23 protein-coding genes, 1 tRNA gene and 1 other RNA gene are annotated in these 23,726 nt (G+C 71.4%); 5 read left to right on the top strand and 20 right to left on the bottom strand.

Annotated features, from left to right (window positions below; translation table 11 throughout):
* Nucleotides 1-7: 7 nt before the first annotated feature.
* The 7 genes from AB0B68_RS10405 to AB0B68_RS10375 form a co-directional block, all read right to left on the bottom strand.
* On the bottom strand, nucleotides 8-1,960 hold the full coding sequence (locus AB0B68_RS10405; protein ID WP_357206934.1) for a VWA domain-containing protein: 1,953 nt from the start codon (nucleotides 1,958-1,960) through the stop codon (nucleotides 8-10).
* A 2-nt stretch (nucleotides 1,961-1,962) separates the two neighbouring features.
* On the bottom strand, nucleotides 1,963-3,423 hold the full coding sequence (locus AB0B68_RS10400) for a sigma 54-interacting transcriptional regulator (RefSeq protein WP_357206932.1): 1,461 nt from the start codon (nucleotides 3,421-3,423) through the stop codon (nucleotides 1,963-1,965).
* A 57-nt stretch (nucleotides 3,424-3,480) separates the two neighbouring features.
* The gene (locus tag AB0B68_RS10395; RefSeq protein WP_357259146.1) at nucleotides 3,481-4,557 is read right to left on the bottom strand and encodes a hypothetical protein; all 1,077 of its coding nucleotides are present in this window, start codon (nucleotides 4,555-4,557) and stop codon (nucleotides 3,481-3,483) included.
* 76 nt (nucleotides 4,558-4,633) lie between these two features.
* Complete coding sequence (locus tag AB0B68_RS10390) at nucleotides 4,634-5,284, bottom strand: response regulator transcription factor (protein ID WP_357259143.1); 651 nt, start codon at nucleotides 5,282-5,284, stop codon at nucleotides 4,634-4,636.
* Nucleotides 5,281-6,525, bottom strand: a complete 1,245-nt coding sequence (locus AB0B68_RS10385; RefSeq protein ID WP_357259139.1) for a histidine kinase — start codon at nucleotides 6,523-6,525, stop codon at nucleotides 5,281-5,283. Before AB0B68_RS10385 ends, AB0B68_RS10390 begins: the two co-directional genes overlap by 4 nt.
* Nucleotides 6,526-6,580: 55 nt before the next feature.
* Nucleotides 6,581-7,078, bottom strand: coding sequence for a hemerythrin domain-containing protein (locus AB0B68_RS10380; RefSeq protein ID WP_030331463.1), 498 nt, complete (start codon nucleotides 7,076-7,078; stop codon nucleotides 6,581-6,583).
* 5 nt (nucleotides 7,079-7,083) lie between these two features.
* Nucleotides 7,084-8,064, bottom strand: coding sequence for an aldo/keto reductase (locus tag AB0B68_RS10375; RefSeq protein ID WP_357259136.1), 981 nt, complete (start codon nucleotides 8,062-8,064; stop codon nucleotides 7,084-7,086).
* 70 nt (nucleotides 8,065-8,134) lie between these two features.
* Between AB0B68_RS10375 and mgrA the strand changes: the two genes are divergently transcribed.
* Nucleotides 8,135-9,130 carry an L-glyceraldehyde 3-phosphate reductase gene (gene mgrA / locus AB0B68_RS10370; protein WP_357206920.1) on the top strand — a complete coding sequence of 332 codons (996 nt, stop codon included), beginning with the start codon at nucleotides 8,135-8,137 and terminating at the stop codon, nucleotides 9,128-9,130.
* 27 nt (nucleotides 9,131-9,157) lie between these two features.
* Here the strand turns inward: mgrA and AB0B68_RS10365 are convergent, their stop codons facing one another.
* A complete protein-coding gene (locus tag AB0B68_RS10365; RefSeq protein ID WP_357259133.1) occupies nucleotides 9,158-10,087 on the bottom strand; it encodes a lytic polysaccharide monooxygenase in 930 nt (309 codons plus the stop codon).
* Nucleotides 10,088-10,211: 124 nt separating this feature from the next.
* Here AB0B68_RS10365 and AB0B68_RS10360 point away from each other — a divergent pair, with 124 nt between their 5' ends.
* Nucleotides 10,212-10,334: a 50S ribosomal protein L36 gene (locus tag AB0B68_RS10360; protein ID WP_030490864.1), complete on the top strand. Its 123-nt coding sequence runs from the start codon at nucleotides 10,212-10,214 to the stop codon at nucleotides 10,332-10,334.
* A gap of 130 nt (nucleotides 10,335-10,464) precedes the next feature.
* A complete protein-coding gene (locus AB0B68_RS10355; protein WP_357259129.1) occupies nucleotides 10,465-10,725 on the top strand; it encodes a YciI family protein in 261 nt (86 codons plus the stop codon).
* A gap of 75 nt (nucleotides 10,726-10,800) precedes the next feature.
* Here the strand turns inward: AB0B68_RS10355 and AB0B68_RS10350 are convergent.
* Nucleotides 10,801-10,873: transfer RNA gene (locus tag AB0B68_RS10350), tRNA-Ala, on the bottom strand.
* 88 nt (nucleotides 10,874-10,961) lie between these two features.
* Nucleotides 10,962-11,552, bottom strand: coding sequence for a YqgE/AlgH family protein (locus tag AB0B68_RS10345; protein ID WP_355005543.1), 591 nt, complete (start codon nucleotides 11,550-11,552; stop codon nucleotides 10,962-10,964).
* Nucleotides 11,553-11,873: 321 nt separating this feature from the next.
* Here AB0B68_RS10345 and mdlC point away from each other — a divergent pair, with 321 nt between their 5' ends.
* Nucleotides 11,874-13,469 (top strand): benzoylformate decarboxylase, encoded by a 1,596-nt coding sequence (gene mdlC / locus AB0B68_RS10340; RefSeq protein ID WP_357259125.1) that lies wholly within the window; start codon nucleotides 11,874-11,876, stop codon nucleotides 13,467-13,469.
* 6 nt (nucleotides 13,470-13,475) lie between these two features.
* On the opposite strand, the gene AB0B68_RS10335 is transcribed toward mdlC, so the two are convergent.
* The 10 genes from AB0B68_RS10335 to pruA all read right to left on the bottom strand — a co-directional run bounded on the left by AB0B68_RS10335 (nucleotide 13,476) and on the right by pruA (nucleotide 22,261).
* The gene (locus AB0B68_RS10335; protein WP_357208092.1) at nucleotides 13,476-14,429 is read right to left on the bottom strand and encodes a hypothetical protein; all 954 of its coding nucleotides are present in this window, start codon (nucleotides 14,427-14,429) and stop codon (nucleotides 13,476-13,478) included.
* A gap of 45 nt (nucleotides 14,430-14,474) precedes the next feature.
* Nucleotides 14,475-14,999 carry a hypothetical protein gene (locus AB0B68_RS10330; RefSeq protein WP_357259121.1) on the bottom strand — a complete coding sequence of 175 codons (525 nt, stop codon included), beginning with the start codon at nucleotides 14,997-14,999 and terminating at the stop codon, nucleotides 14,475-14,477.
* A gap of 157 nt (nucleotides 15,000-15,156) precedes the next feature.
* Complete coding sequence (locus AB0B68_RS10325; protein WP_357208088.1) at nucleotides 15,157-15,834, bottom strand: hypothetical protein; 678 nt, start codon at nucleotides 15,832-15,834, stop codon at nucleotides 15,157-15,159.
* Nucleotides 15,835-15,903: 69 nt separating this feature from the next.
* Nucleotides 15,904-16,279: a transfer-messenger RNA gene (ssrA, locus tag AB0B68_RS10320) on the bottom strand.
* 104 nt (nucleotides 16,280-16,383) lie between these two features.
* Nucleotides 16,384-16,863, bottom strand: a complete 480-nt coding sequence (gene smpB / locus AB0B68_RS10315) for an SsrA-binding protein SmpB (RefSeq protein WP_124854050.1) — start codon at nucleotides 16,861-16,863, stop codon at nucleotides 16,384-16,386.
* A gap of 149 nt (nucleotides 16,864-17,012) precedes the next feature.
* Nucleotides 17,013-17,888 (bottom strand): permease-like cell division protein FtsX, encoded by an 876-nt coding sequence (ftsX, locus tag AB0B68_RS10310; RefSeq protein ID WP_112582377.1) that lies wholly within the window; start codon nucleotides 17,886-17,888, stop codon nucleotides 17,013-17,015.
* Nucleotides 17,889-17,955: 67 nt separating this feature from the next.
* Complete coding sequence (ftsE, locus tag AB0B68_RS10305) at nucleotides 17,956-18,636, bottom strand: cell division ATP-binding protein FtsE (RefSeq protein ID WP_030331491.1); 681 nt, start codon at nucleotides 18,634-18,636, stop codon at nucleotides 17,956-17,958.
* A gap of 118 nt (nucleotides 18,637-18,754) precedes the next feature.
* Complete coding sequence (prfB, locus tag AB0B68_RS10300) at nucleotides 18,755-19,876, bottom strand: peptide chain release factor 2 (protein ID WP_357208119.1); 1,122 nt, start codon at nucleotides 19,874-19,876, stop codon at nucleotides 18,755-18,757.
* A gap of 64 nt (nucleotides 19,877-19,940) precedes the next feature.
* Nucleotides 19,941-20,456: a PadR family transcriptional regulator gene (locus AB0B68_RS10295; RefSeq protein ID WP_238666587.1), complete on the bottom strand. Its 516-nt coding sequence runs from the start codon at nucleotides 20,454-20,456 to the stop codon at nucleotides 19,941-19,943.
* Nucleotides 20,457-20,632: 176 nt separating this feature from the next.
* The gene (pruA, locus tag AB0B68_RS10290) at nucleotides 20,633-22,261 is read right to left on the bottom strand and encodes an L-glutamate gamma-semialdehyde dehydrogenase (protein WP_357203330.1); all 1,629 of its coding nucleotides are present in this window, start codon (nucleotides 22,259-22,261) and stop codon (nucleotides 20,633-20,635) included.
* Nucleotides 22,262-22,552: 291 nt separating this feature from the next.
* On the opposite strand from pruA, the gene AB0B68_RS10285 reads away from it, so the two are divergent.
* A complete protein-coding gene (locus tag AB0B68_RS10285) occupies nucleotides 22,553-23,680 on the top strand; it encodes a hypothetical protein (protein ID WP_357203327.1) in 1,128 nt (375 codons plus the stop codon).
* The last annotated feature ends 46 nt before the right edge of the window (nucleotides 23,681-23,726 follow it).

Here is a 23,726-nt window from a genome sequence, read left to right as displayed (position 1 = left end):
GCGGGAGTTAGCGGCGGGATTGGCGGGAGCGGAGGTAGTCGCTGACCACGTACTCGCCCAGGTCGCCGGTGTCCGGCGTGAACATGCGACCCCGGCTGCGGCGGGCCACCGCGTCGACGAAGCGTCGCAGACCCGGGTCGTCACCGAGCATGAACAGGTTGAGCGTGGCACCGTAACGGCTCAGCCGGTCCACCTCGCGGACCGTCGCCTCGATCGTCTCCGGCAGCGGCGGCCAGTGGAACAGCGCCTCCCCGTCGTCCGGATCCAGGTGCGCGGTCGGCTCGCCGTCGGTGACCACCAGCACGATCGGCTCGGCGTCCGGGTGCCGGCGCAGGTGCCGGCCCGCCAACCGCAGCGCGTGCTGGAGGTTGGTGCCCTGCTCCATGTCCGGCTCCACGGCCGCCAACTCCTGCTGGGTGAGCGTCATCGCCTCCCGGCCGAAGCCCACGATCTGCAGGGCGTCCTGTGGGAAGCGCGTCTCCATCAGGTGCGCCAACGCCAGCGCCGTCTGCTTCATCGGCCCCCAACGACCCTGCGAGATCATCGAGTACGACAGGTCGACGCAGAGCACCACAGCGGCCGAGGCGCGCCTCTCGGTCTCCACCACCTCGAAGTCGTCCACCGCGAGCTGCACCGGGACCGTCGGCCCGGCCCGACTGACCGCCCGGGTCAACGTGCGGACCACGTCCAACGGCTGCTCGTCGCCGTACTGCCAGGGCCTGGACGCGCCGCTGACCTCGCCCGCCGCACCGGCCGAACGCAGGTCGTGCTGGCCACGCGGCCCGGCGGTCAGCTCCGCGAAAACCTGCCGCAGCGCGGTCCCGCCGAGCCGGCGCAGCGCCTTCGGGCTCAGTGTGAGCCCCTCCGCGTCCCGGCTGACCCAACCCTGGCGGCGCAACTCCCGCTCCAGGTCACGCAGACGGCGAACGTCATCGGCCGCATCCCGGCCCAGCGTGCGCGCCACCGCGTCGACGTCCACGTCGTCGAGGGTCGCCCCCGGGTGTTCCTGGTCGAGCTGGTCCAGCAGGTCGTCCAGGTCGCCGATCTCACCCAGCGCGCCGGCCGCGTCGGCGTAGTCCAGCGGCTGGTCGCCACGGACCCGCTCGCCGCGCCCCCAGCGCAGATCGGGTCGCAGCGCGCGCAGGTTCGCGTCGAGCGCGGACAACTCCCCCGCAAGGCGGTCGCCGAGCGACTGCTGCATGAGGCCAGCCAGCTCGGCGCGCTGCCGCTCGGAGAGCGAGTTCATCAGCCGCTCACCGGCCGCCGCCCGGCGGGCCAGCACGTCGATCAACTCGTCGACGTTCTCCGGCTTCTCCGGGAAGAAGTCACCATGTCGGCGCATGAACTCGGCGAACGCGTCGGTGGTGTCCTCCGCGCGACCGTGCCGGGCCAGCAGGTCGTTCAGATCGCCCATCATCTCGGCGAGCCGCTGCTGGGCGGCCGGGTCGGCGGAGGCGCGCACCGCGTCGCGCATCCCGGCGAAGCGCTGGCCGAGCACGTCGTCACGGAGTTGGTCGAGGATCTGTTGGTACGCGCGGCGGGCATCGTCGCTCGCCCACTGGTAGCCGGACAGCTCCTCCACCGCCCGCGCCGTCGAGCGCGGCAGATTGTCCAGCACCGCCTCGGCGAACCGCGCGTCGTCGTCGTCGCGACCCCGCAGCTCGTCCCGCTCGGCGGCGAGGGCCTGGTCGAGCAGGGCCTGGGCCCGGGTCACCGCCCCGTCCAGGTCGCCCCTGCGCAGCGCCTCCCGGCGCAGCCGCCGAGCCCGGGCGGCCAGGTCGTCCAGGCCACCCCGTCCCTGCGGGCCACGGCGCAGCAGGTCACGCAGCGCCTCCCGCAGGCTGCCGCCGGCCAGCACCTCGGCACCGACCGCGTCCACCGCCTCGCGCACGTCGTACGGGGGTGCGAGCGGGTCGGGCCCGCCGTTCCACTGCCCGTAACGGAACCGGTTGCCGGCCACGGTCAGCCCCGGCCGCCGTAGACGGTGCGCCCCGAGTCGGTGACGTCCTTGCCGAGCCGGCGGGTCAGGTGCAGCCCCTCCAGCACGAACTCGACGGCGGCAGCGGCCTCCTCCGAGGTGGGCGCGTCGCCCAGGTCGAGCCGGTCCAGGACCTTCGCCAACCCGGGTACGGTGCCGACCTGGCGCAGCAGCTCGGCGGCGCTGACCAACTCGCCGGTCTCGATCGCGGCGCCGTCCTCGACCAGGGCGGTGAACCCGGACAGGTCCAGCCCGGCCAGGCGGGCCCGGAACGTCTCGGCGGTCGCCGTACGCAGCAGGTGCGCGAGGATCTCGGTCTCCCGGCCCTCCTCGCCGCTCTCGAACTCGACCTTGCCGCGCAGCGTGCTCGTCACCGACACCGCGTCACCGACGCGGGCGACGGCGGCCTCGGGGCGACCGTCCGGGGTATCGGAGGCGGCGAGCAGACCGGCGCGACGCAGCGCGGCACCGGCGACCGTCTCGGCGGCGGCGATGGCGAAGCGGGCGGAGACACCGGAGCGAGGGTCCACCGACGGCGACTCCCGGACGGCGCGGGCGAAGCGGGCCAGCACCTCCAGCACGTGTTCCGGCACCTCGGCGAACAGGTCGGCCTCCTGGCGGATCAGCGCCAGCTCCAGCTCCAGCTCGACCGGGTAGTGGGTGCGGATCTCCGCGCCGAAACGGTCCTTGAGGGGAGTGATGATCCGGCCCCGGTTGGTGTAGTCCTCCGGGTTGGCGCTCGCCACCAGGAGCAGGTCCAGCGGCAGGCGCAGCTGGTAGCCGCGTACCTGGATGTCGCGCTCCTCCAGCACGTTGAGCAGGGCAACCTGGATCCGCTCGGCCAGGTCGGGCAGCTCGTTGACGGCGAAGATGCCCCGGTTGGTGCGCGGCACCAACCCGAAGTGGATGGTCTCCGGGTCGCCGAGGGTACGACCCTGGGCGATGCGGATCGGGTCGACGTCGCCGATCAGGTCCCCGACGCTGGTGTCCGGGGTGGCCAACTTCTCGCCGTACCGCATCGAGCGGTGCAGCCAGCCGATCGGCAGGTCGTCACCGGCCTCGGCGACCTGGGCGACCGACGCCGGGGTGAGCGGGTGCATCGGGTGCTCGTTGAGCACCGAGCCGGGCAGAACGGGGGTCCACTCGTCGAGCAACGCGCCCAGTGAGCGGATCAGCCGGGTCTTGCCCTGGCCGCGCTCGCCGAGCAGCACCATGTCGTGCCCGGCGAGCAGGGCCCGCTCGACCTCGGGCAGCACTGTGTCGTCGTAGCCGACGATGCCGGGGAAACGGGTCTCGCCGGAGCGCATCCGGGCGAGGAGGTTGTCGCGGAGTTCCTGCTTGACGGTGCGGTACTGGTGACCGGCCGCCCGTAGCGCGCCGAGCGTGCCGGGCAGGTCGGCCGGTGGAACCGGGATTACCGGGGTAGGCGCAGTCACCCGACCCACGCTAGCTCACATTCGCGGGGGCGCCCCGGGCATCAGGGGGCACCCCCGCTCCCACCCTCAGCCCCGGTCGCAACGCCGGCAGGCACCGCGACGGCGCAGGTGGTACGCGTACGTGGCGACGCCGAGGGCCACGCCCCACAGCGGCCAGAGCAGCATCGGCGCCCCGGTCATGCTGAGCCCGCCGGTCAGCCGCCAGAACTCGGGATTGCTGAGCAGCCCCAGCGAGGCCGCGGTCACGGAGATGGCGACCAGGGTGGCCGGCACCACGGCCAGCTTCACCGGCACCCGACGGCCGGCCAGGCCGAGCATCCAGCGCGGGAACCGCTCACCCCAGCGCTGCACCAGTCCGAGGGTGAGGATCGCGCCGACGCTGGCGAAAGCGCCCAGCCCGAGCCCGGCCCAGACCAGCCCGGTGTCCTGCATCTCGGTCAGGAACTCGCGGGAGATGCCGAGCGGGATGCCGGCCGCCCAGGCGAACCGGGTCACCGCGTACGTCAGGGGGATCGCCGCGGCGATGCCGGCGGCCCACCGGCCCCAGCGGGTTGCGGCGGCCGGGGTGGTCCACCGCTTGCCGGTGTCGGCGCGGCCGCAGCCGACGCAGGCCCCGGCGGTACGGCGCTGCCAGGCGAGTACCGCCCCGGCCAGCAGCAGCCCGCCGGCCAGCGCCGCGAACCGGGCGAACAGCGCCCAGTTGAAGACATCGGAGTAGTCGATGGGTGGCCAGCCGAACGGCACCCCGACGATGAGTATCGGCAGGTAGCCGAGGACGATCAGCACTCGGACGTCCGGCACGACCAGGACAAGGACGAACGCGACCGCCCAGCCGTAGCCGGCGAGCAGCGCCCGCAGCGGGCCGGGTGATCGCGCCGCCGGGCGGCTCATGGCCAGGGCGGCCACCGCGGCGGTGAGCAGCACGCCGGCGAAGAGCGGGGTGGCCACCTCCACCGGCACCAGGCGCAGCAGGCTGACGTCGCCGCCGTGGGGGTCGTTCGGGCCGAACGGGTAGCCGGCGCCGGTGAGCGTGCCGAGCAGGGCGAGCACGCCCCACAGGCCGAGCCAACCGGCGGCCAGTGGGGCCAGCCGGTCCGGCCAGCGGGAGTCGGTACGGGGTCGGGAGGCAGTGATCGTTGTCATGCTCTCAGCCTCGACTGACAGCCGCCGGATTCCCTCCCGGCCGGCGGTGAACCCGCTCCCCCGATGGAGGGACCGATCAGCCGGACGGGGTGACGAAGCCGGACTCGTAGGCGGCGATGACCGCCTGCGTGCGGTCGCGGACGCCCAGCTTGGCCAACACGTTGCCGACGTGCGTCTTGACCGTCTCCACCCCGACCACCAGGTGCGCGGCGATCTCCGGGTTGGACCGGCCGGTGGTCATCAACCGCAGCACCTCGGCCTCCCGTTCGGTGAGCCGGGCGGCGCTCAACCGGTCGCCGCCCGCCGGCCCGTACGCCCCGACCAGTTGGCGGATCGCGGCCGGGAAGAGCAGCGACTCGCCGGCCGCGACCACCCGGACCGCCTCGACCACCTCGGCGGGCCGGGCCCGTTTGAGCAGGAACCCCGAGGCGCCGGCGCGCAGCGCCTCGTAGACGTACTCGTCGTTGGCGAAGGTGGTGACCACCAACACCCGGGGCGGGTCGGCGGAGGTGGCCAGCAGGTGCCGGGTGGCCTGGATGCCGTCGATGCCGGGCATCCGCACGTCCATCAGCACCACGTCGGGCCGGTGCCGGGCGACCAGCGGCGGCACCTCGGCCCCGTCGGCGGCTTCGGCGAGCACGCGCAGGTCGGGTTGGGCGTCGATGATGGCCCGCAGCCCCACCCGGATCAGCTCGTCGTCGTCGACGATCAGCACTCCGGTGGTCATGTCGTCTCCTCGTAGGGCAGGCGGGCCCGAATCAGCCATCGGTCGCCGTCCGGGCCCACGGTCAGCCGGCCGCCGAGCAGCAGCACCCGCTCCCGCATGCCGTCCAGGCCTCGACCGCCTCGCCCCCGCCGGCCTCGGTCGGGGTGGCGCACCGCGTTGACCAGCTCCAGCTCCAGCGCGTCGCTGTGCAGGTCCAGGCGTACCGTCACCGGCCCGTAGCCGTGCCGGGCGGCGTTGGTCAGTCCTTCCTGGACGATCCGGTAGCCCTCCCGGGAGACCACAGCGGGCACCCGGGTCGGGTCCCCGGCGCGTTGCGCGTGCACGGCCAGGCCGGCCGCGCGGGCGTCGGTGACCAGCCGGTCCAGGTCGGCGAGGGTACGCTGCGGCGCCACCACGGGTCGGTCGCGTCCGTTCTCCCGGAGCAGCCCGAGCACGTGGTCGAGGTCGTCCATCGCGGTCCGCCCGACGTCCTCGATGGCGGTGAGCGCCCGCCGGACGAACTCGGGGTCGGTGTCGAGGACCTCTCGGGCGGCCCCGGCCTGGAGGGTGGCCACGGTGAGCGCGTGGCCGACGGAGTCGTGCAGCTCCCGGGCCAGCCGGTTGCGTTCGGCGAGCCGGGCGGCCCGTGCTTCGAGGGCGGCGATCCGCTCCGCCTGGGCCGGGCCGAGCAGCACCGGCGCCATGGATCCGGCGAGCGCGCCGAGACCCGCGACGGCGTAGCCGAGCACGACCAGCAGGAGCACCCCGGTCACTGTCAGCCAGCCGCTGTCCTGTCCGTCCAGTGGCCCGAACTGTTCCTGGCTGATCACCTCGGTGCCGATGCCGAACTGTTGGGCGATGAAGGCCAGTGCCATCGGCAGGGCGCTGAACAACCCGATCATCACCAGCGCGCCGACGATGAGGTGGGTGGCGATCCAGAGCGCGCTGCGCAGCCGGGTCTCCCGGTCGCCGTGGTGCCCGGGCGCGGGGTCGGGCAGGTCGACGCCGAGCAGGGCCCGGACGGCGGCGATCTCCAACGCCCGGCTGCCGTCCAGCAGCAACGGGACGACGGCGATCAGTGCGGCGATGCCCAGCAGGACGTAGACCATTGGACGGGGGATCGCCGAGTCGGCGAGCAGTTGGGCGAAGGTCACCGCGAGCAGGCCGTACGGCAGTGCCAGCACGCCGCCGAGCAGCAGGAACACGCCGCGTCGCCAGGTGGTGCCGGCGACCAGGGGGGCCAGCGCCGCTCGGAGGGTCACGTCGTCATTCTGCTGCCCGGACCGGTCCCGCCGACTCCCCCGCGTCGGGGAGATGTCAGCGGTGGTCGGCGACGTACTGCTGCGGGTCCTTGTCGCGGAACGGCAGGTTGCGGCCGTTCTTGTGCTCGCCGTAGAAGGTCAGCCAGCGTTGGCCCAGCTCGGCCCGGAGTTCGGTGCTGGCGTGCCGGCGGAAGTCGGGCAGCGCCTCGTCCTCTTCCTCGGCCAGGTGTTCGCTGTTCTCCCGGCGGGCGGTGCCGACCGCCTCCCACCACTGGTCCGAGCCGACCGGGTGCAGTTTCGCCTCGGCGATGGCGTCGCGGATCTTGTTGTGGTCGCCGATCGCGTCGGCGGTCTCGTCCTCGCCGTCGTCGCCGTGCTTGACCAGGTGCGGGTAGAGGATCGCCTCTTCCGCCTCGGCGTGGATGTCCAGGTGCAGGGCGAGAGCGTCCCAGATGGCGAGCATCTCCTGCTCGTCGCGGGCGTCGTCGAGGCGGGCGAAGCCACGCCGGAAGGCGGCGTGGTCGTCCAGGATCAGTGCGGTGATGTCGTCCACTGTGCTCACTTTCCGGTTGGGTTGCCGAACCGGGCACGCAGCATCGCCGGCATCGCGGCGAGCCCGGTGATCGGGCGGAAGCGTTTCGCCGCCTCGGCCAGCGCCGTGTACTCGTCGTCGGCGAGGTCGATGTCGGCGGCGGCGGCGTTGCGTTCCATCTGCTCGACCCCGGACGCCCCGGGGATGGCGAGCACGTTCGGGTGGCGCAGCAGGTAGGCCAGCGCGATCTGGCTGGGGGTTGCGTCGTGCGCGTCGGCGACCTGGCGCAGCGTGTCGATCAGGGTCGCACCGCGCTCAAGGTTCTCCGGCAGGAAGTACGGGTTGGCACGCCGGACCGCACCGGTCGGCGGGTTCCTGGCGTCGTAGCGGCCGGAGAGGAAGCCCTGCGCCAACGGGCTGTACGCGATGACCACCCGGCCGGCCTGCCGCGCGTACGGCAGCAGGTCCTGCTCGGGCGCGCGGTCCAGCATGCTGTAGCGGACCTGGTTGCTGAGCACCCGCCGGCCGAGCGCGGCTTCGGCGATCTGCCAGCGGCGCAGCCCGTAGTTGCTCACGCCGACGTCGCCGATCAGCCCGACGTCCTGAAGGGTCCGCATGCCGCGCATCGTGGTGTGGTCGGCGACCAGCGGGTTGTGCTGGTGCACCTGGTACAGGTCGATGCTGGTGACGCCGAGCCGGGCCGCCGAGGCGACCGCCCGCTGCTGCACCACGGCGGCCACCGGCAGCACCGGCAGGATCTTGCTGGCGATCACGACCTTCGGCCGGTCGTCGCCGAGGGCCGCGCCGAGGATGCGTTCGCTGCGCCCGAAGCCGTAGATCTCAGCGGTGTCGAAGACCGTCACACCGAGCTCGACGGCCCGCCGGACGATCTGCGCCGCCTGCCGCTCGAAGTCCGGGCCGTACCCCCACTCCCGGGAGCCGAACTGCCAGGTGCCCAACCCGATCTTGGACAGCGGTTTGGGGGTGTCGAGCGCAATGAAACGCATGGCGTCGAAACTACCCCGATGTCCCGGTTTCCACGCCCGATCCACGCCAGGGCGGGCCGGAGCTAGGCTCATGATCGTGACTTACCTCGCCGCGGATGACCGCTACGACACCATGACCTACCGGCGCAGCGGACGCAGCGGCCTGCGACTGCCTGCCGTCTCCCTCGGGCTGTGGCACAACTTCGGTCCGGACCGCCCGTTCGAACGGCAGCGCGACATCGTCCGCCGCGCCTTCGACCTGGGTGTCACCCACTTCGACCTGGCCAACAACTACGGCCCGCCGCCCGGTTCGGCGGAGGAGAACTTCGGCCGGATGCTCGCCACCGACCTGAAGCCGTACCGGGACGAGTTGGTCATCTCCAGCAAGGCCGGGTACCTGATGTGGCCCGGCCCGTACGGCGAGTGGGGCTCGCGCAAGAACCTGATCTCGTCGTTGGACCAGTCGCTGGGCCGGATGGGGCTGGACTACGTCGACATCTTCTACTCGCACCGGTTCGACCCGGACACCCCGCTGGAGGAGACGATGGGGGCGCTCGACGCCATCGTCCGCTCCGGCAAGGCGCTCTACGTCGGCATCTCGAACTACAACTCGGAGCAGACCACGCGGGCCGCCGCGATCCTGCGCGAGTTGGGTACGCCGCTGCTGATCAACCAGCCGTCGTACTCGATGCTCAACCGCTGGACCGAGTCCGACGGCCTGCTCGACACGTTGGAGCAGGTCGGTGCGGGCTGCATCGCGTACAGCCCGTTGGCGCAGGGTCTGCTGACCGACCGCTACCTGGGCGGCATTCCGGCCGACTCGCGGGTTCGCACCAGCGTCTTCCTCAACGAGAGCGACCTCAGCGACGAGAAGATGGCCACCATCCGTGGGCTCGGTGCGGTCGCCGAGGGGCGCGGCCAGTCCCTCGCTCAGCTCGCGTTGGCCTGGGCGCTGCGTGACCCGCGGATGACCAGCCTCATCATCGGCGCGAGCAGCGTCGAGCAGTTGGAGACGAACATCGCGGCGCTGAACAACCTCGACTTCACGGCCGACGAGTTGGCCGAGATCGAGCGCCACCTGGGCTGAGCACCGTCGGGTCCCGGGCGGGTCGGTTCACCAGATCCGGCGCCGCCCGGCCCGGTGGTTACGCACCTCGCACTGCCGGCCCACCGGTGCTGCGGCGCTGCGGCGTCGCCGTCCGGCACCGATCAGCAGCAGCGCCAGGACCAGCACGGTGCCAGCACCGGCCAGCACCGGCCACCGGCCGCCGAGGTTGGTCACCGACGCCACCGGCACGCCCGGGTCGGCCGCCGCCACCACCGCCGTCTCGGTGGCGGCCGGCCCACTCGCGGCGGTACGCGGCGCGCTCTTCGTCGCGGCGGCCTCCGCCGGGGTGGGGGTGGCCGTGGCACCGGTGGCCTTGGCACCGCGGAACACCACGTCGGAGCAGGAGTAGTAGGTGTCCGGCGTGTTGGAGTTCTGCCAGATCGTGTAGATCAGGTGTCGGCCACTGCGGCCCGCGGGCAGCCGGCCCGCCAACTGGTACGCCCCGGCCCGCACCGGCGGGTCGGTCAGTGTCAGGAACGGGCGCGACTCCAGATCCGCCCAGGTCAGCTTCTTGCTCGGGTCGTAGTCGGGCGTGGTGACGTAGAGCCGGAAGGTGCCCCGGTGCTCGATGGTGGTCCGGTACCGGAAGGTGAACTTCGCGCCGGTGGTCAGCGTGGTGCTGGGCCAGTCGGTGCGGGGCAGGTCCAGTCCCCGGTACGCGGACAGCCCTCCACTGCACAGCTCGCCGTCCGGGATCCGTTCCCGATCTCGCCCGTTGATCGTGGAAACCCGCACGTTGTCCCATTCGCGGACCGCCGCGCCGGCCTTCACCGCGGCCCGGCAGGCGCTGGTGGCCGCGTACCGGCCCTCGGGGCCACAGGCAGCCGCGCGACTGATCGGGTCGGTCGGGGCGCCGTGGGCGGCTGCGGGTGTGGCGGCGAGCGGCACTGTCGCGGCAGCGACCAGCACCGTGGCGACGAGCCGACGTACGGGCATGAGGATGACCTCCGCCCACTGGTACGGCCGGCAGACGGCAAAGGTTCGACGCTGACCGGCCGGGAATCCGGCGGGTGGGTGCGGCGTTTCGATACTCGGAACCGCTAGCACCGAGGAGGCAGACATGAAGGTACGTAGCTCGTTGCGTGCGCTCAAGCAGAAGCCGGGTTCGGTGGTGGTCCGCCGTCGCGGCCGGGTGGTCGTGGTGAACCGCGCCAACCCGCAGTGGAAGAGCCGCCAGGGCTGACTGAGCCCTTAGCGGACATTTAGTCGCCAACGCCCTGACCGGGTCATCCGGTCGGGGCGTTCTGCGTGCTGGGGCGGCCTGGCGGATCGACTAGGGTGATTCGGAAGATCACCCCGACGAGGAGGAACCGGTGTTCATCTTGGAGCTGTCCTTCGGCGACGAACCCGACCGGCTCGCCGCCCGACCGGCGCACCGGGAGCGTCTCCAGGCCCTGCACCAGGAGGGCCAGTTGGTCATGGCCGGGCCGTTCGCCGACGACTCCGGAGCACTGCTGATCTTCGACGTCCCGGACGCCGAAGCGTTCGCCGCTGTCGTCGCCGAAGATCCCTACTACCGGACCCCCGGCGTGACGATCGCCAGCCAGCGGGAGTGGTCACCGATCGTGCGGTAGCCACGCTGCGGCAGAACCGCCAGCAACAGCAGAACGCCCTGGTCGGATTATCCCGACCAGGGCGTTTCTCAAGGGTGGAGCCGAGGGGACTCGAACCCCTGACCCCCACACTGCCAGTGTGGTGCGCTACCAGCTGCGCCACGGCCCCTTGCTGTTCTCCCGGTCGCCCGGGCACTGGGAAACTATACACAGACCGGCCCGCATGGTCATCTCGCGGGGTCCCCCGCCGGGCCGGGTCAGTTGAGCGCCACGTCCGGCGGAAAGTGCGCGACGGCGGCCATCATCCCGCCCTGTCGGCGCAGCACCATCGGCCACAGGTCGTCGGGCCGGTCGACGAAGGCGTCCCCGGGCAGCCCGTCCAGCACGAACCAGGACCCGTCGGCGATCTCCTGCTCCAACTGGCCGCTGCCCCATCCGGAGTAGCCGGCGAAGACCCGGATGCCGCCGATGCTCTCCCGCAGCCGCTCCGGGTCGACCGAGAGGTCGATAGTGCCGACCGCTCCGGAAACCTGGTGGAAGCCCTTCACCCGGCGCATCGGGTGCCGCATCCGAGCGAGGCAGATGGCCGAGTCGGGCTGCACCGGGCCACCCTCGAAGAGCACCGCCGGGTGGCGGGCCAGGTCGCTCCAGTCACCGAGCACCTCGGCCACCGGCACCTCGGTGGCCCGGTTCAGCACCACGCCGAGCGCGCCGCCAGGCTCGTGGGCGACAAGCATCACCACCGTACGGTCGAAGTTCGGATCCTTGAGCGCCGGAGTCGCGACCAGCAGCCGCCCGGTCATCGACTCCATCGCTCGTCCGCCGATCGCCTGGCCCTCTCCCTGCATGCCACACACCCGTCAACCGTGAGCCCGCGCCGGGCGCCGGTCATCGACCGGATCCGCCCGCCGCATCGGGTTCAGCCGCGCTGTCAACGCCATGCCTGGCACCATAGCCTGCGTGCTGGGTGCTGGCTAAGGTCTGACCGGCGGGTGATCGGACAGTTAAGACGAAGGGCCGACGCACCCGGCGGCGGAGCTCCCGGTGATCGACCGATCGGGGCCACCGACGGCCGAGAAACGCCCGAAAGGTCCGTCACATCCCGATAGATTCGGCTGATCGGGAGGGCGAGCGCGGTTGCCCCTGCCCGCGAAACGGAGGCGGGTGCGATGGCAACTGTCCGGGACGCGACGTACGACGTGCTCCGCACCCTCGGTATGACCACTGTCTTCGGCAACCCTGGTTCCACCGAGGAGCCGTTCCTCCAGGACTTCCCCGCCGACTTCCACTACGTCCACGCGCTGCATGAGGCGACGGCCGTCGCGATGGCCGACGGCTACGCCCAGGCCACCGGGATGCCCGCCCACGTCAACCTGCACACCGCACCGGGCACCGGCAACGGCATGGGCAACCTGGTCACCGCCTGGCACAACAAGACCCCGCTCATCGTCACCGCCGGCCAGCAGACCCGGGAGATGCTGCTCCTGGAACCCCGGCTGGCCAGCCGCCGGCCCACCGAACTTCCGCAGCCCTACGTGAAGTGGGCCTACGAGCCGGCTCGGGCGCAGGACATCCCCGCCGCGATGCTGCGGGCGTACGCGACGGCGGTGCAGCCACCGGCCGGGCCGGTCTTCCTCTCCCTGCCGATGGACGACTGGGCCCAGCCGGCCGACCCGCCGCCCGCGCCGCGAACGGTGGCCACCCGGTTCGCGCCGGACCCCCAGCGGTTGGAGGAGTTCGTCCGCGTGCTGGCCGGCAGCCGCAACCCGGTGCTCGTGTACGGGCCGGGGGTGGACCGCTCCGCGAGCTGGTCGACAGCGGTCGCGCTGGCGGAGCGGCTCGCCGCGCCGGTCTGGTCGGCACCCGCCACCGAACGGTCGGTGTTCCCCGAGGACCACCCGCACTTTCGCGGCGTGCTGCCGTACGCGATCGGTCCGCTCGCCGAGGCGCTGCGCGGGCACGACACGGTGCTGGTCGTCGGCGCTCAGGTGTTCCGCTACTACCCGTACGTGCCGGGCGGGCACCTGCCCGACGGCGCCCGCCTGCTGCACATCACTGACGACCCCGACGAGGCCGCGCGGGCCCCGGTCGGTGACAGCCTGCTCAGCGATCCGGGACTGGCCCTGGCCGCGCTGGTCGAAGGGGTGCCGCCGAGCGACCGGCCGGCACCCAGGCGACGGGAGGCGCTCGCGCCACCGGAGATCAGCACCCCGCTGAGCGCCGACGCCCTGTTCGCCGCACTGGCCGCGCACTGGCCGCCCGACGGCGTGCTCATCCAGGAGTCACCCTCCAATCTGTCCGCGCTGCGTCGTCAGCTGCGGATCACCCGCCCGGCGTCGTACTTCACGATGGCCAGCGGCGGCCTCGGCTACGGCCTGCCGGCGGCCATCGGCATCGCACTGGCCGAACGGGACACCGGGCGCGGTCGCCCGGTGGTGGCGGTGATCGGCGACGGCTCCTTCCACTATTCGGTGCAGGCGCTCTGGACGGCCGCGCGCCTGGCACTGCCGGTGGTGGTCGTCGTCCCGGTCAACCAGCAGTACGCGATCCTCAAGGCGTTCGCCGAGCTGAAGCACACTCCCGGGGTGCCCGGCCTGGACCTGCCGGGGTTGGACGTCGTCGCGATCGCGGCCGGCTACGGCTGTGCCACGCAGGTGGTGGAGACCCCTGACCAGCTCGGCGCGGCGCTCTCCGCCGGGCTGCGCGCCGACCGGCCCACCGTGGTGCCGGTACCGATCAGCACCGAAGTGCCCAGCATCCTCTGAACCGCGTCAGCGCGGTCCGATCGACAGCGGGGCGCCGGTGAGGACGTCCAGCACCGGTCGGCTGCCCAGCGGTGTCGCCAGGGTCACGGTGACCGGCTCCACCTTCAGCAGGTCGATGCATTCGCCGGTGGCCCGGGTGACGCCGCCACCGACCACCACGACGTCCGGCCGTTCCCACACCAACGGCGTGATCCCGGTGTCGCACGCGCCGACGCCGAGGCGCACTGTCAACCGGGCGCCGTCGACGGCGGCCAGGTCCTGGGCCGCCACCAACCCGTCCGGCAACGGCCGGGCCGGCGTGGTCGGCTCGGGCACGGGGGTGACCGCCGTCGGCGCGACGGCGAGCCGGACCACCGGCGTGGTCAGCTCCTTGATGGTGAACAGCCAGGCCGGGACCTGCGCCACGCCACGGCTCGTGCGCACCGGCACGGCGCCCAACGTGACAGCGGTGACGGTGAGCGGGAGGCAGGCGGTCTGCGTGCTGCTCGTGACCCACCCGTCGGGCCCCGGTTCGACTGTGGGGCCGCCGGGGGTGGGCCGTCCGGGCCGTTTCGGCCGCCCCGGGCAGGGCAGCGGGTCACCCTGGTCGAGCTGCCGGTACGCCTCGGCAGCACTGACCAACGGCAGCGTCAACCGGCCGTCCGGGAACTGGATCTCGCCGCCGACCCGGGTGGGCGGTATTCCGACCTGCTCGCGGTACCACCCGGCCCGGAAGGCCGCCTCGGTCTCGGGGGTGAAGCCCGGGTCACCGGTGAGCACTGTCGGCCCCTCCAACGGCACGTAACCCGTGCGCCACTCGACGCCGGGCCGCCACGCCTCGGCGACCTGAGCGGCCCGCTGGGCGAAGGCCTCCGCCCCGTCCGTGCGGCTGGGCGGGCCGCCGGCCGGACCGGCGTCGGTCGCGGCACAGCCCGTCAGGAGCAGCAACGGGAGTACGAGCAGCAGGGCGAGCCGATTCATGCACGGTTCGACGCCTCCGCCGACCGGCCGGTTCCCGACCTGAACTCAGGTCTCGCCACCCAGATCCGTCTGGTACGCCTCCCAGAGCAGGTCGGCGCCGCGCCGCCGATGTCGGGCCAACCGCCGCAGCAGGTGCCCGGCCCGGTGTCGCAGCTCATCGGGGCGCGTCTCGGGCCGCTCGGCGATCTGCTGAACCGCCAGGATCGCGGCGACGATCGCCACGTGCTCCCGGGTCAGCAGCCGCACCCCGTGGTCCAGTCGTGGCGACTGGCTGAGCAACTCCTGGTAGAGGCCGGTGGAACCTTCGGTGACCCGGACGTGCTCGGCGAAGCCGTGGCGCACCGGACGCAGGCGAAGGAGCACCTCCTCGCGCCAGCACGGCTCGGTGCTCGCTACGGCGACGGCCCGGCCGAGGGCGTGCACGTCACCGGCGAGGCCGGCCGGGCGCGGCACGCCGGGCAGACCGATGGAATGTGGATCGGCGGGGAGCCCCGCCGGATGCGCGACGCGCGCTTGGGCGACGACTGACGGCTGCTGGACCGGACCGGTGACCATTGGCACCTCCCGCACGGCGGCTCTGCTACCCCATACCGCGATGGTGAGGCTGCCCGGCCCGCCCTGTCCAGGGCCCTGAGCCGTCTCATCTGCCCCGTTGAACCCACTGACCCCACCAGCCACGCTGGTGCAGCGCCAGCGCCGCACGCGCCTCCTGGGACGTACGAGCGCCTCAGTCGGCCGACGGGCGCTCTGCCAGCCGGCGCAGGTGGTCGGCCACGGCGCGCGCGTCGCCGGCCGGCTCGTCGCCCGCTCGACCCGTCGTGATCGCCTCGGCGAGCGCCCGCAGCTCCGACGGCGGCAGGACGGGCAGCCCCATGCCGCGCAGTGGGATGGTGACTCCCCGGGCGCTCCCCGGGTCGGTCGCGAGGATGGCCCGCGCCTGCGGTTCGCCGGCCGGGTCGTCGACGTCCGCCTCGCGGTACGACACCGCACCGGACTCGATCCGGGCGGTGGCGAGGTCGACGGTGCGGGTGCGCAGCGCACCGCGTACCCGAGCCCGGCTGCCGTCCAGCCAGGCGGCCGTACGGAGCACCCGCAGCACCAGGTAGAGGCCGAGCAGCACAAAGGGCAGACCACACAGGCCGACGAACGGGCTGGGACCGGACTGGTTCGGGTCGACGGAGTCGCGCAGCCCGGGCGGCAACAGCCCCGGTGGCAGGTCGCGAGCCTCCTCATAGGAGGCGAACGCGTCACCCCGGCCGGTCAGTCGGCGCAGCAGCCCATCGGCGACGAGGGGCAGCGCCACGAACGCCGCGCCGACGGCCGCGAGCAGGACGCCGAACACGACCGCCACGACGCGCTGGCCGGGCGACGCGCCGACCGACAGGCGCAGCTCCTGGTTGGTCACAGGAGGCAGCGTAAGACCCCGCGAACAACGAAGCGCCCCGGCTGGTGGGCCGGGGCGCTTCGTTCGAGGTGGTGGAGGTGCCGGGAATCGAACCCGGGTCCTTCGCCGGTTTGTCAGGGCTTCTCCGAGCGCAGCTCGCTGTGCCTCTACTCGGCCCCACCGCTCACGCGAGCAAGTTGGTGTGACGGGCCCAGTCGCTGATTAATCTCGCCGCACGGACCCCGCGACCGGGTCCGATTGGCCAGCCTCCTAGCTGATGCCGGCTACTGGGACGAAGGCGTTCCCAGGCCGACAGACTTACCTACTCGCCTCAGGCGGCGAGAGCGAAGTCAGCGCGATTTTGCTTGGCGCTTATAAGTTTCCGACGACCGATTCTCGAGACGACGTCGGCTTCCTCGGCTCGCTTCCCCTGTCGCTGCGTACGAAGTCGAAACCAGTCACCCCCTCGACAGGCCGCCGATGTGGCGGCACTGACAAGACTAACGCCTGCCGCAACAGCTTTCATCCCGAGCCCCGGGCCGGCGCGCCGACCCGGACAAACAGGATGAACTAGTCGTCCATTCCCTTGCCGCGTCGACCGGACACCCGGGCGATCTCCCGGTCCGCGTCGCGCTTGGCGAGATCCTGGCGCTTGTCGTACGACTTCTTGCCCTTGGCCAGGGCGATCTCGACCTTGGCCCAGCCGTCCGAGAAGTAGACCTGCAACGGGACGATGGTGAAACCGCCCTCGCGGGTCCTGCCGAGGAGCTTGTCGATCTCGCCCCGGTTGAGCAGCAGCTTGCGGGTACGCCGGGGCTCATGGTTGGTCCAGGTGCCCTGGGTGTACTCCGGGATGTGCATCGCGTGCAGGAACAACTCGCCGTCACGTTCCTGCGCGAACGCGTCGACAAGTGACGCTCGCCCGGCCCGCAGCGACTTGACCTCGGTGCCGGTCAGCGCCATGCCCGCCTCGTACGTGTCGAAGATGGCGTAGTCGTGACGCGCCTTCTTGTTGGAGGCGACCACCTTGCGCCCCTTTTCCCGTGGCATCGGTGCCACCCCCTCTCCTGGCGTCCGCGGCCGGGCTCACCCCGGCCGGACAACCGATCATGCTACCCGAATCACAAGGACCCTCCCGCGCCGTTTATTTCCGGCTGCGGGAGGGTCCTCGGGAGACCACGGGACGACCCGTACGGTGCCTAGACCCGCAGGTAGAAGCGCAGGGTGATCCAGGCGGTGCCCGCGCTGACCAGACCACCGACGCCGGCCATCAGCGGGAAGATGAACAGAATGTCGCCCCAGGTGATCGGCGAGAGCAGACCCTGCAACGCGCTCAGCGACCCGTCGAAGAGCAGATACTTCGCCGCGACCAGGGCCACCAGACCGAGCAGTGAACCGATCAGGCCGGCCACCACGGCCTCCAGCACGAACGGCGCCTGGATGAACCAGTTGGACGCGCCGACCAGCTTCATGACCGCCACCTCACGCCGCTTGCTGTACGCGGCCACCTGAATGGTGTTCGCGACGAGCAGCAGTGCGGCGACCGCCATCACGATGGCGGCGGCCAGGGCGATGTTCTGGATCGCGGTGAGGATGTTGAAGATCTTGTCGAGCAGTCGACTCTGGTCGACGATCTCCTCGACACCCTCCGTGTCCTTGTACTGGTCATAGACGTTCTTGTACTGCTCCGGATTGTTCAGTGTGAGTCGGAAGGACTCGGGCAGCTGGTCCGGCTTGACCGCGTTGACCAGATCCGGCGCGTCCTGGTACATCGACTTGAAGCGCTCGTACGCCTGGGCCTTGTCGACGTAGATGACCTCCTTGACCAGGGGGTCGCCGTCGAGCTTGGTCTGCAGGTCGGTGCGCTGCTGCTCGCTGACCTCCTGCTCCATGAAGATCGAGACCTGGATGTTCTTGTAGTAGAGGTCCTTCATGTCGTCGACCTGGCGGTACATCAGACCGCTGGCGCCGAGCATGGTCAGCGAGACCGCCATCGTGATGATCATCGCGATGGACATGGTCACGTTGCGCCACAGTCCGACCAGTACCTCGGACAGGACGTATTTCACGCGCATCGGGGTTTCCTCCGGGTCTCCGGCATGAGGTGTTCGTCGTCAGGCTGCGCAGGGGTGGAGCGCCGGCTCACCCGTAGACGCCGCGGGCCTGGTCACGCACGATGCGACCGCTCTCAATCTCAACGACGCGGCGGCGCATCTGGTTCACGATGTTGGAGTCGTGGGTGACCATCACGACGGTCGTGCCGGTGCGATTGATCCGGTCCAGCAGACGCATGATCTCGATCGAGGTGTCCGGGTCCAGGTTTCCGGTGGGCTCGTCCGCCAGCAGGATCAGCGGACGGTTCACGAACGCCCGGGCGACGGCGACCCGCTGCTGCTCACCACCGGAGAGCTCGTGCGGGTAGCGATGCTCCTTGCCACCGAGCCCGACCAGCTCCAGCACCTCCGGCACGACCCGGCGGGCAACCGCCTTCGTCTTGCCGATCACCTCGAGGGCGAACGCCACGTTCTCGTAGGCGGTGCGGTTGGGCAGCAACCGGAAGTCCTGGAAGACGCAGCCGATCGAGCGCCGGAAGTGGGGTCGCTTCCAGGAGCGCATCGACGTGACGTCCTTGCCGTTGACGACGACGCGCCCCTTGTTGGGGGCCACCTCGTGCAGCAGCATTTTGATGATCGTGGACTTGCCGGAGCCGGATGGACCGATGAAGAAGACGAACTCGCCCTTCTCGATCGAGACGGACACGTTGTCGAGCGAAGGCCGGGACGCCTTCGGGTACGTCTTCGTCACTTGCTCAAGCTGAATCACGGGTGGTGAGTCTACGCGGTGTAACAACTGAGCCAAGCCCCACGCCCCACAGATCCGGCGCGCGTCGTCGAATCAGGCCTCTACCTGGAGATCGATGACGCGCTCCGCCCGCGAGCCGTCACGCAGTGTCGTTGGCGAGTTGACGCTGCTTGCGCCAACGGATGCCGGCCTCGATGAAATCGTCGAGGTCGCCGTCGAAGACCCCGCTCGGATTGCCGGTCTCCTGCTCGGTTCGGAGATCCTTCACCATCTGATACGGGTGCAGGACGTAGGAGCGCATCTGGTCGCCCCACGAGCTCGTGCCGCCGCTCTTGAGGCCGGCCATCTTCTCTTCCTCCTCCTGGCGCTTGCGCTCCAGGAGCCGGGCCTGAAGCACCCGCAGCGCGGAGGCCTTGTTCTGCAACTGGGACTTCTCGTTCTGGCAGGTCACCACGATGCCCGTCGGAATGTGCGTCAGGCGCACCGCCGAGTCGGTGGTGTTGACGCTCTGCCCACCCGGCCCGGAGGAGCGGTAGACATCGACCCGAACCTCGTTCTCCGGGATGTCAATGTGGTCGGTCTGTTCGGTGACCGGCAGAACCTCGACACCCGCGAAGCTGGTCTGCCGACGGCCCTGGTTGTCGAACGGGCTGATCCGGACCAGCCGGTGCGTGCCCGACTCGACGCTGAGCGTGCCGTACGCGTACGGCACCTTGACCGCGAAGGTGGCCGACTTCAGGCCCGCCTCCTCGGCGTACGACGTCTCGTAGACCTCGGTGGGGTAGCCGTGCCGCTCCGCCCAGCGCAGGTACATCCGCAGCAGCATCTCGGCGAAGTCCGCGGCGTCCACGCCACCCGCGCCGGCCCGGATGGCGACCAGCGCCTCCCGGGAGTCGTACTCGCCGGAGAGCAGGGTGCGGACCTCCATCTCCTGGATGGCCTTGGTCAGCCCGGTGATCTCCGACTCGACCTCGGTCAGCACACCCGGGTCGGCCTCGGCCTCGGCCAGCTCCAGCAGCACCTGGGCGTCGTCGAGCCCGGAGCGCAGGCTGCCCAGCTTGCTGATCTCGCCGTTGACGTACGACAGCTGCGAGGTCACCTGCTGGGCCTTGGCCTGGTCGTCCCACAGATCGGGGGCGGAGGCCTCCTGCTCCAGGCGGGCCTTGTCCTCGTGGAGCCGGTCGAGGTTGAGGACGGCCTCGATGTTTCGCAGGGTCGCGTCGAGTTCCTTGAGCTGTTCGGCGTAATCGGCAGCGGTCACGACAGACAAGCGTACTGCGTCGGGAGCGGAGCAGCTCGTTCCCTATGCGCGAACCCGCCGACCATCACCCGACGGGGGCGGACTTCAACCACGACAGGGCCGCCCGGTGGTAGGCGACGGCGAACTCCAGCGCGCTGGCGTCGTACGTCTCGCCGTCCCGTTTGGCGTTCTTCACCTGCTCCCGCACCTGGGCGAGGGCCTCGGTGTGGTATTCGTTGGCCGAGGCGTAAAGGCCCTTCAGCTGGCTGGCGGAGTGCAGGTTGCCGAACGCCATCCGGAGCGCTATCGGGTTGCGGATGGTGTCCCGCCCCGGGTTCTCCGCGAGCCAGCGGGAAAACGTCCGTTTTCCGCTGGCGGTGAGTGCGTAGGGCTGGCTCATCCGCGGGCCCGGCTTGCCGAGCCGCACGTAACCCCGCTCAGCCAGCACCGGCAACTCGCGGTACACCTGACTGCGGGTCATCGACCAGTACGGCGCCAGACGGCGCTCAGCGGCGGCCATCAACTGACCGCCTGTCATCGGGCCCTCGTGGAGGAGGCCGAGAAGGGCCGCCGCCGTAGGGTTGACTCCGGAATCCGCCATGGCCACTACGCTGCCACTTTGCGCACCCGGCGTCCAGGATTTGCCGGTTTGCCACCCGACAGGACTTCCTAAGTGCACTGTCGGCGGCAGACTGTCCGTTGAGGACTATCGATGGATTGCCACATTCCGGGCATCCCGCCGGCGGCGCCCACGCGCCGCCGGCGGGTCGTCGCCGGTCAGCCCATGTGGGGGTACGTGTGGTCGGTCGGCGGCACGAAGGTCTCCTTGATCGTCCGCGGGGAGACCCAGCGGACCAGGTTCAGCCAGGAGCCGGCCTTGTCGTTGGTGCCGCTGGCGCGGGCGCCACCGAAGGGCTGCTGCCCGACCACCGCGCCGGTCGGCTTGTCGTTGATGTAGAAGTTGCCGGCCGCGTACCGCATCCGCTCGCCGACCGACTCGACGACCCGGCGGTCGGTGGCGAACACCGAGCCGGTCAGCGCGTACGGGGCGATCGACTCCGCCTGCGCGACGACCTCGTCGAAGCGGGCGTCGTCGAACACGTGCACGCCCAGGATCGGCCCGAAGTACTCGGTGGTGAAGGTCTCGTGAGCGGCGTCGCCGCACTCGAAGAGCGTCGGTCGCACGAAGTAGCCGACCGAGTCGTCGGCGGTGCCGCCGGCCAGCACCCGGCAGCTGTCGTCACCGGCGATCAGCTCCAGCGCGGCGGTGTGCCGGGCGAAGGCCTTGTCGTCGATGACCGCACCGCCGAAGTTGCCGAAGTCGGTCACGTCGCCGTAGGTCAGCGAGTCGGCGGTGGCGGCCAGCCGGTCCCGCAGCCCACCCTCCCAGATCGAGCGCGGCACGTACGCCCGCGAGGCCGCCGAGCACTTCTGGCCCTGGTACTCGTACGCGCCACGGATCAGCGCGGTGTGCAGAGCGTCCACGTCGGCGCTGGTGTGCGCGACGACGAAGTCCTTGCCGCCGGTCTCGCCGACCAGGCGCGGGTAGCCCCGGTAACGGGAGATGTTGTCGCCCACGGTCCGCCACAACTGCTGGAAGACCTTCGTCGAACCGGTGAAGTGGATGCCGGCCAGATCCGGGTCGGCGAGCACGACATCGGAGACCTCCTCGCCCCGACCGGTGACCATGTTGATCACGCCGGGCGGCAGGCCGGCGGCCTCGAACAGCCGCATCGTGAAGTGCGCGGCGAACTGCTGGGTCGGGCCCGGCTTCCAGACCACGGTGTTGCCCAGCAGGGCCGGCGCCGACGGCAGGTTGCCGGCGATGGCGGTGAAGTTGAACGGGGTGACCGCGTAGACGAAGCCCTCCAGCGGCCGGTGGTCGAAGCGGTTCCAGACGCCGGGCGAGGACGCCGGCTGCTCCTCGAGCAGGCGACGCGCGAAGTGCACGTTGAACCGCAGGAAGTCGATGAACTCGCACGCCGCGTCGATCTCCGCCTGGATCGCGGTCTTCGACTGACCGAGCATGGTGGCGGCGTTGAGCGTGTCCCGCCAGGGGCCGGCGAGCAGTTCGGCGGCTCGCAGGAAGATCGCGGCGCGCTCCTCGAAGGGCAGCGCCCGCCACATCGGCGCGGCGTCCTTGGCCGCCCTGGTCGCGGCGCGGGCGTCGTCGTGGGTGGCGTGCCCGGTCACCCCCAGCACGTGGGCGTGCTTGTGCGGCTGCACCACGTTGATCGGATCACCGCCGGCCATCCGCTGCTCACCGCCGATGGTCATCGGCAGGTCGATGCGCTCGGCGGCGAGCTCGGTCAGCCGCCGCTGGAGCCGGTCCCGGTCGGGGCTGCCCGGCTCGTAGTTGCGAACCGGCTCGTTGCGCGGCTCGGGAACGGAGAACACGGCATCCATCAAGGCTCCTGGCGATCTCGACAGCAGTGGCGAAACCGGACCCGCGGGCACCGACCGGATGGCCGGACACCGGACGCCGCACGGGAGGCCGAGCAGCGGCGGGACCTCCCGTGATTCTCCCACGACGGGCCGCGCGACCCACTTCCGCCACCGCCCCGCGCCAAGGACCGCCCCACCCCTCCTCCCCTTACCGACCGGCCTCGATCCGTCCCGCCGTCCCGGGGCGACAGGCAGGCCAGCAGGCCCGCGTACCCTGAATGGTCGGTGACCTGCCGCCTCGAAGGGGAGACGATGACCAAGCAGCCCGGCCGCGTCCCGGCCGCTGAGTCGGACGAGCCGGCGGTCGACGCGGCCAGCGCCGGCAGTCGGCCGCTTCCCGCCCCCGGCGCCGCAGTGCTCGCGCTGCTGGCGCTCGGTTGGTTGGCCGCCATGCTCTGGTCCACCCGGGAGGCCATCACCTCGGCGGCGGCCGGGGTCACGGCGATCAGCCTCTCCGCGTTCGCCCTGCCCGGCGTGATCTCGGCCGCGCTGGTGGCCGGGGCGGCCGTCGCGCTGGCCGCCGGCAACCTGCTGGCCCGCCGGTACGGCGACTGGGCCACCCTGCGCTTCGCCGGGGCGATCGGCGGCGGAATGCTGGTCGGGCTCGCCGCCGCGGTGGCCATCAACCTCACCTACTTCGACACGTCCACCACCAACGTGATCGCCGGCACCACGGCGGCCGCGGCGATCATCGGGGGCGCGCTGGCCGGCGCGCGGACCGCCCCGGCGATCGGTGCTGTGGTCACCGCCGCCCTGGGCACGCTGATCTTCGTGGTCGCGTTCAGCCGCGCCCGGGACCCGCTGTTCGACCTCTTCGGCTCCGGCGACAGCCAGGAGTCGTTGATCAACGCAGCCAAGTGGGTTTCCCGTACCGAATCGCTCGTCGCCGGGCTGCTCGCCGGGCTACTGGCCTTCGGCTACCTGACCTGGGCGCGGCGTCGAGCCGTCCGCCGCGATCCCGAGGCACCGACGCTGCGCTGGCCGGCGTACCTGCTCGCCGGCGCCGGCCCGGGGCTCCTCCTGCTGCTCGCCGAAGTGATCATCAGGGTTGGTGGCCGGTCGCTGCTCGACCTCGCCAGCGCGCTCAGTGAGGCGGACGCGGTAGCCCAGACCTCGCTGGGCACCTCGCGGGTCGACAACGGCATCTGGGTGCTCTTCGTGGGGGCGCTGACCGCGCTCATCGCGTTCGGCCGCACGCTCAGCCCCGCCCACAGTGACGACGACGAACCCGCCAGCGACCCGAACCCCGTCGCGGACCAGGCCGACCCGGCGGACGACAAGCCGGGCTACGCCAAGGCGTTCGACGCCGACCCGGCCGAGACGTTCGACGCACCTGAAACCTCCGAAGCCGACCCGGCAAAGGCCGACCCAACGCGCTGAGCCCGCCCCGCGCAGCCGCCCCCCTTTCCCGGTCGATCATGGAGTT

It is taken from the genome of Micromonospora sp. NPDC049049, from assembly GCF_040649115.1.
GTDB lineage: Bacteria > Actinomycetota > Actinomycetes > Mycobacteriales > Micromonosporaceae > Micromonospora.
The sequence above is the reverse complement of the archived record's forward strand: the minus strand, read 5'-3'. Positions and strand labels throughout refer to the sequence as shown.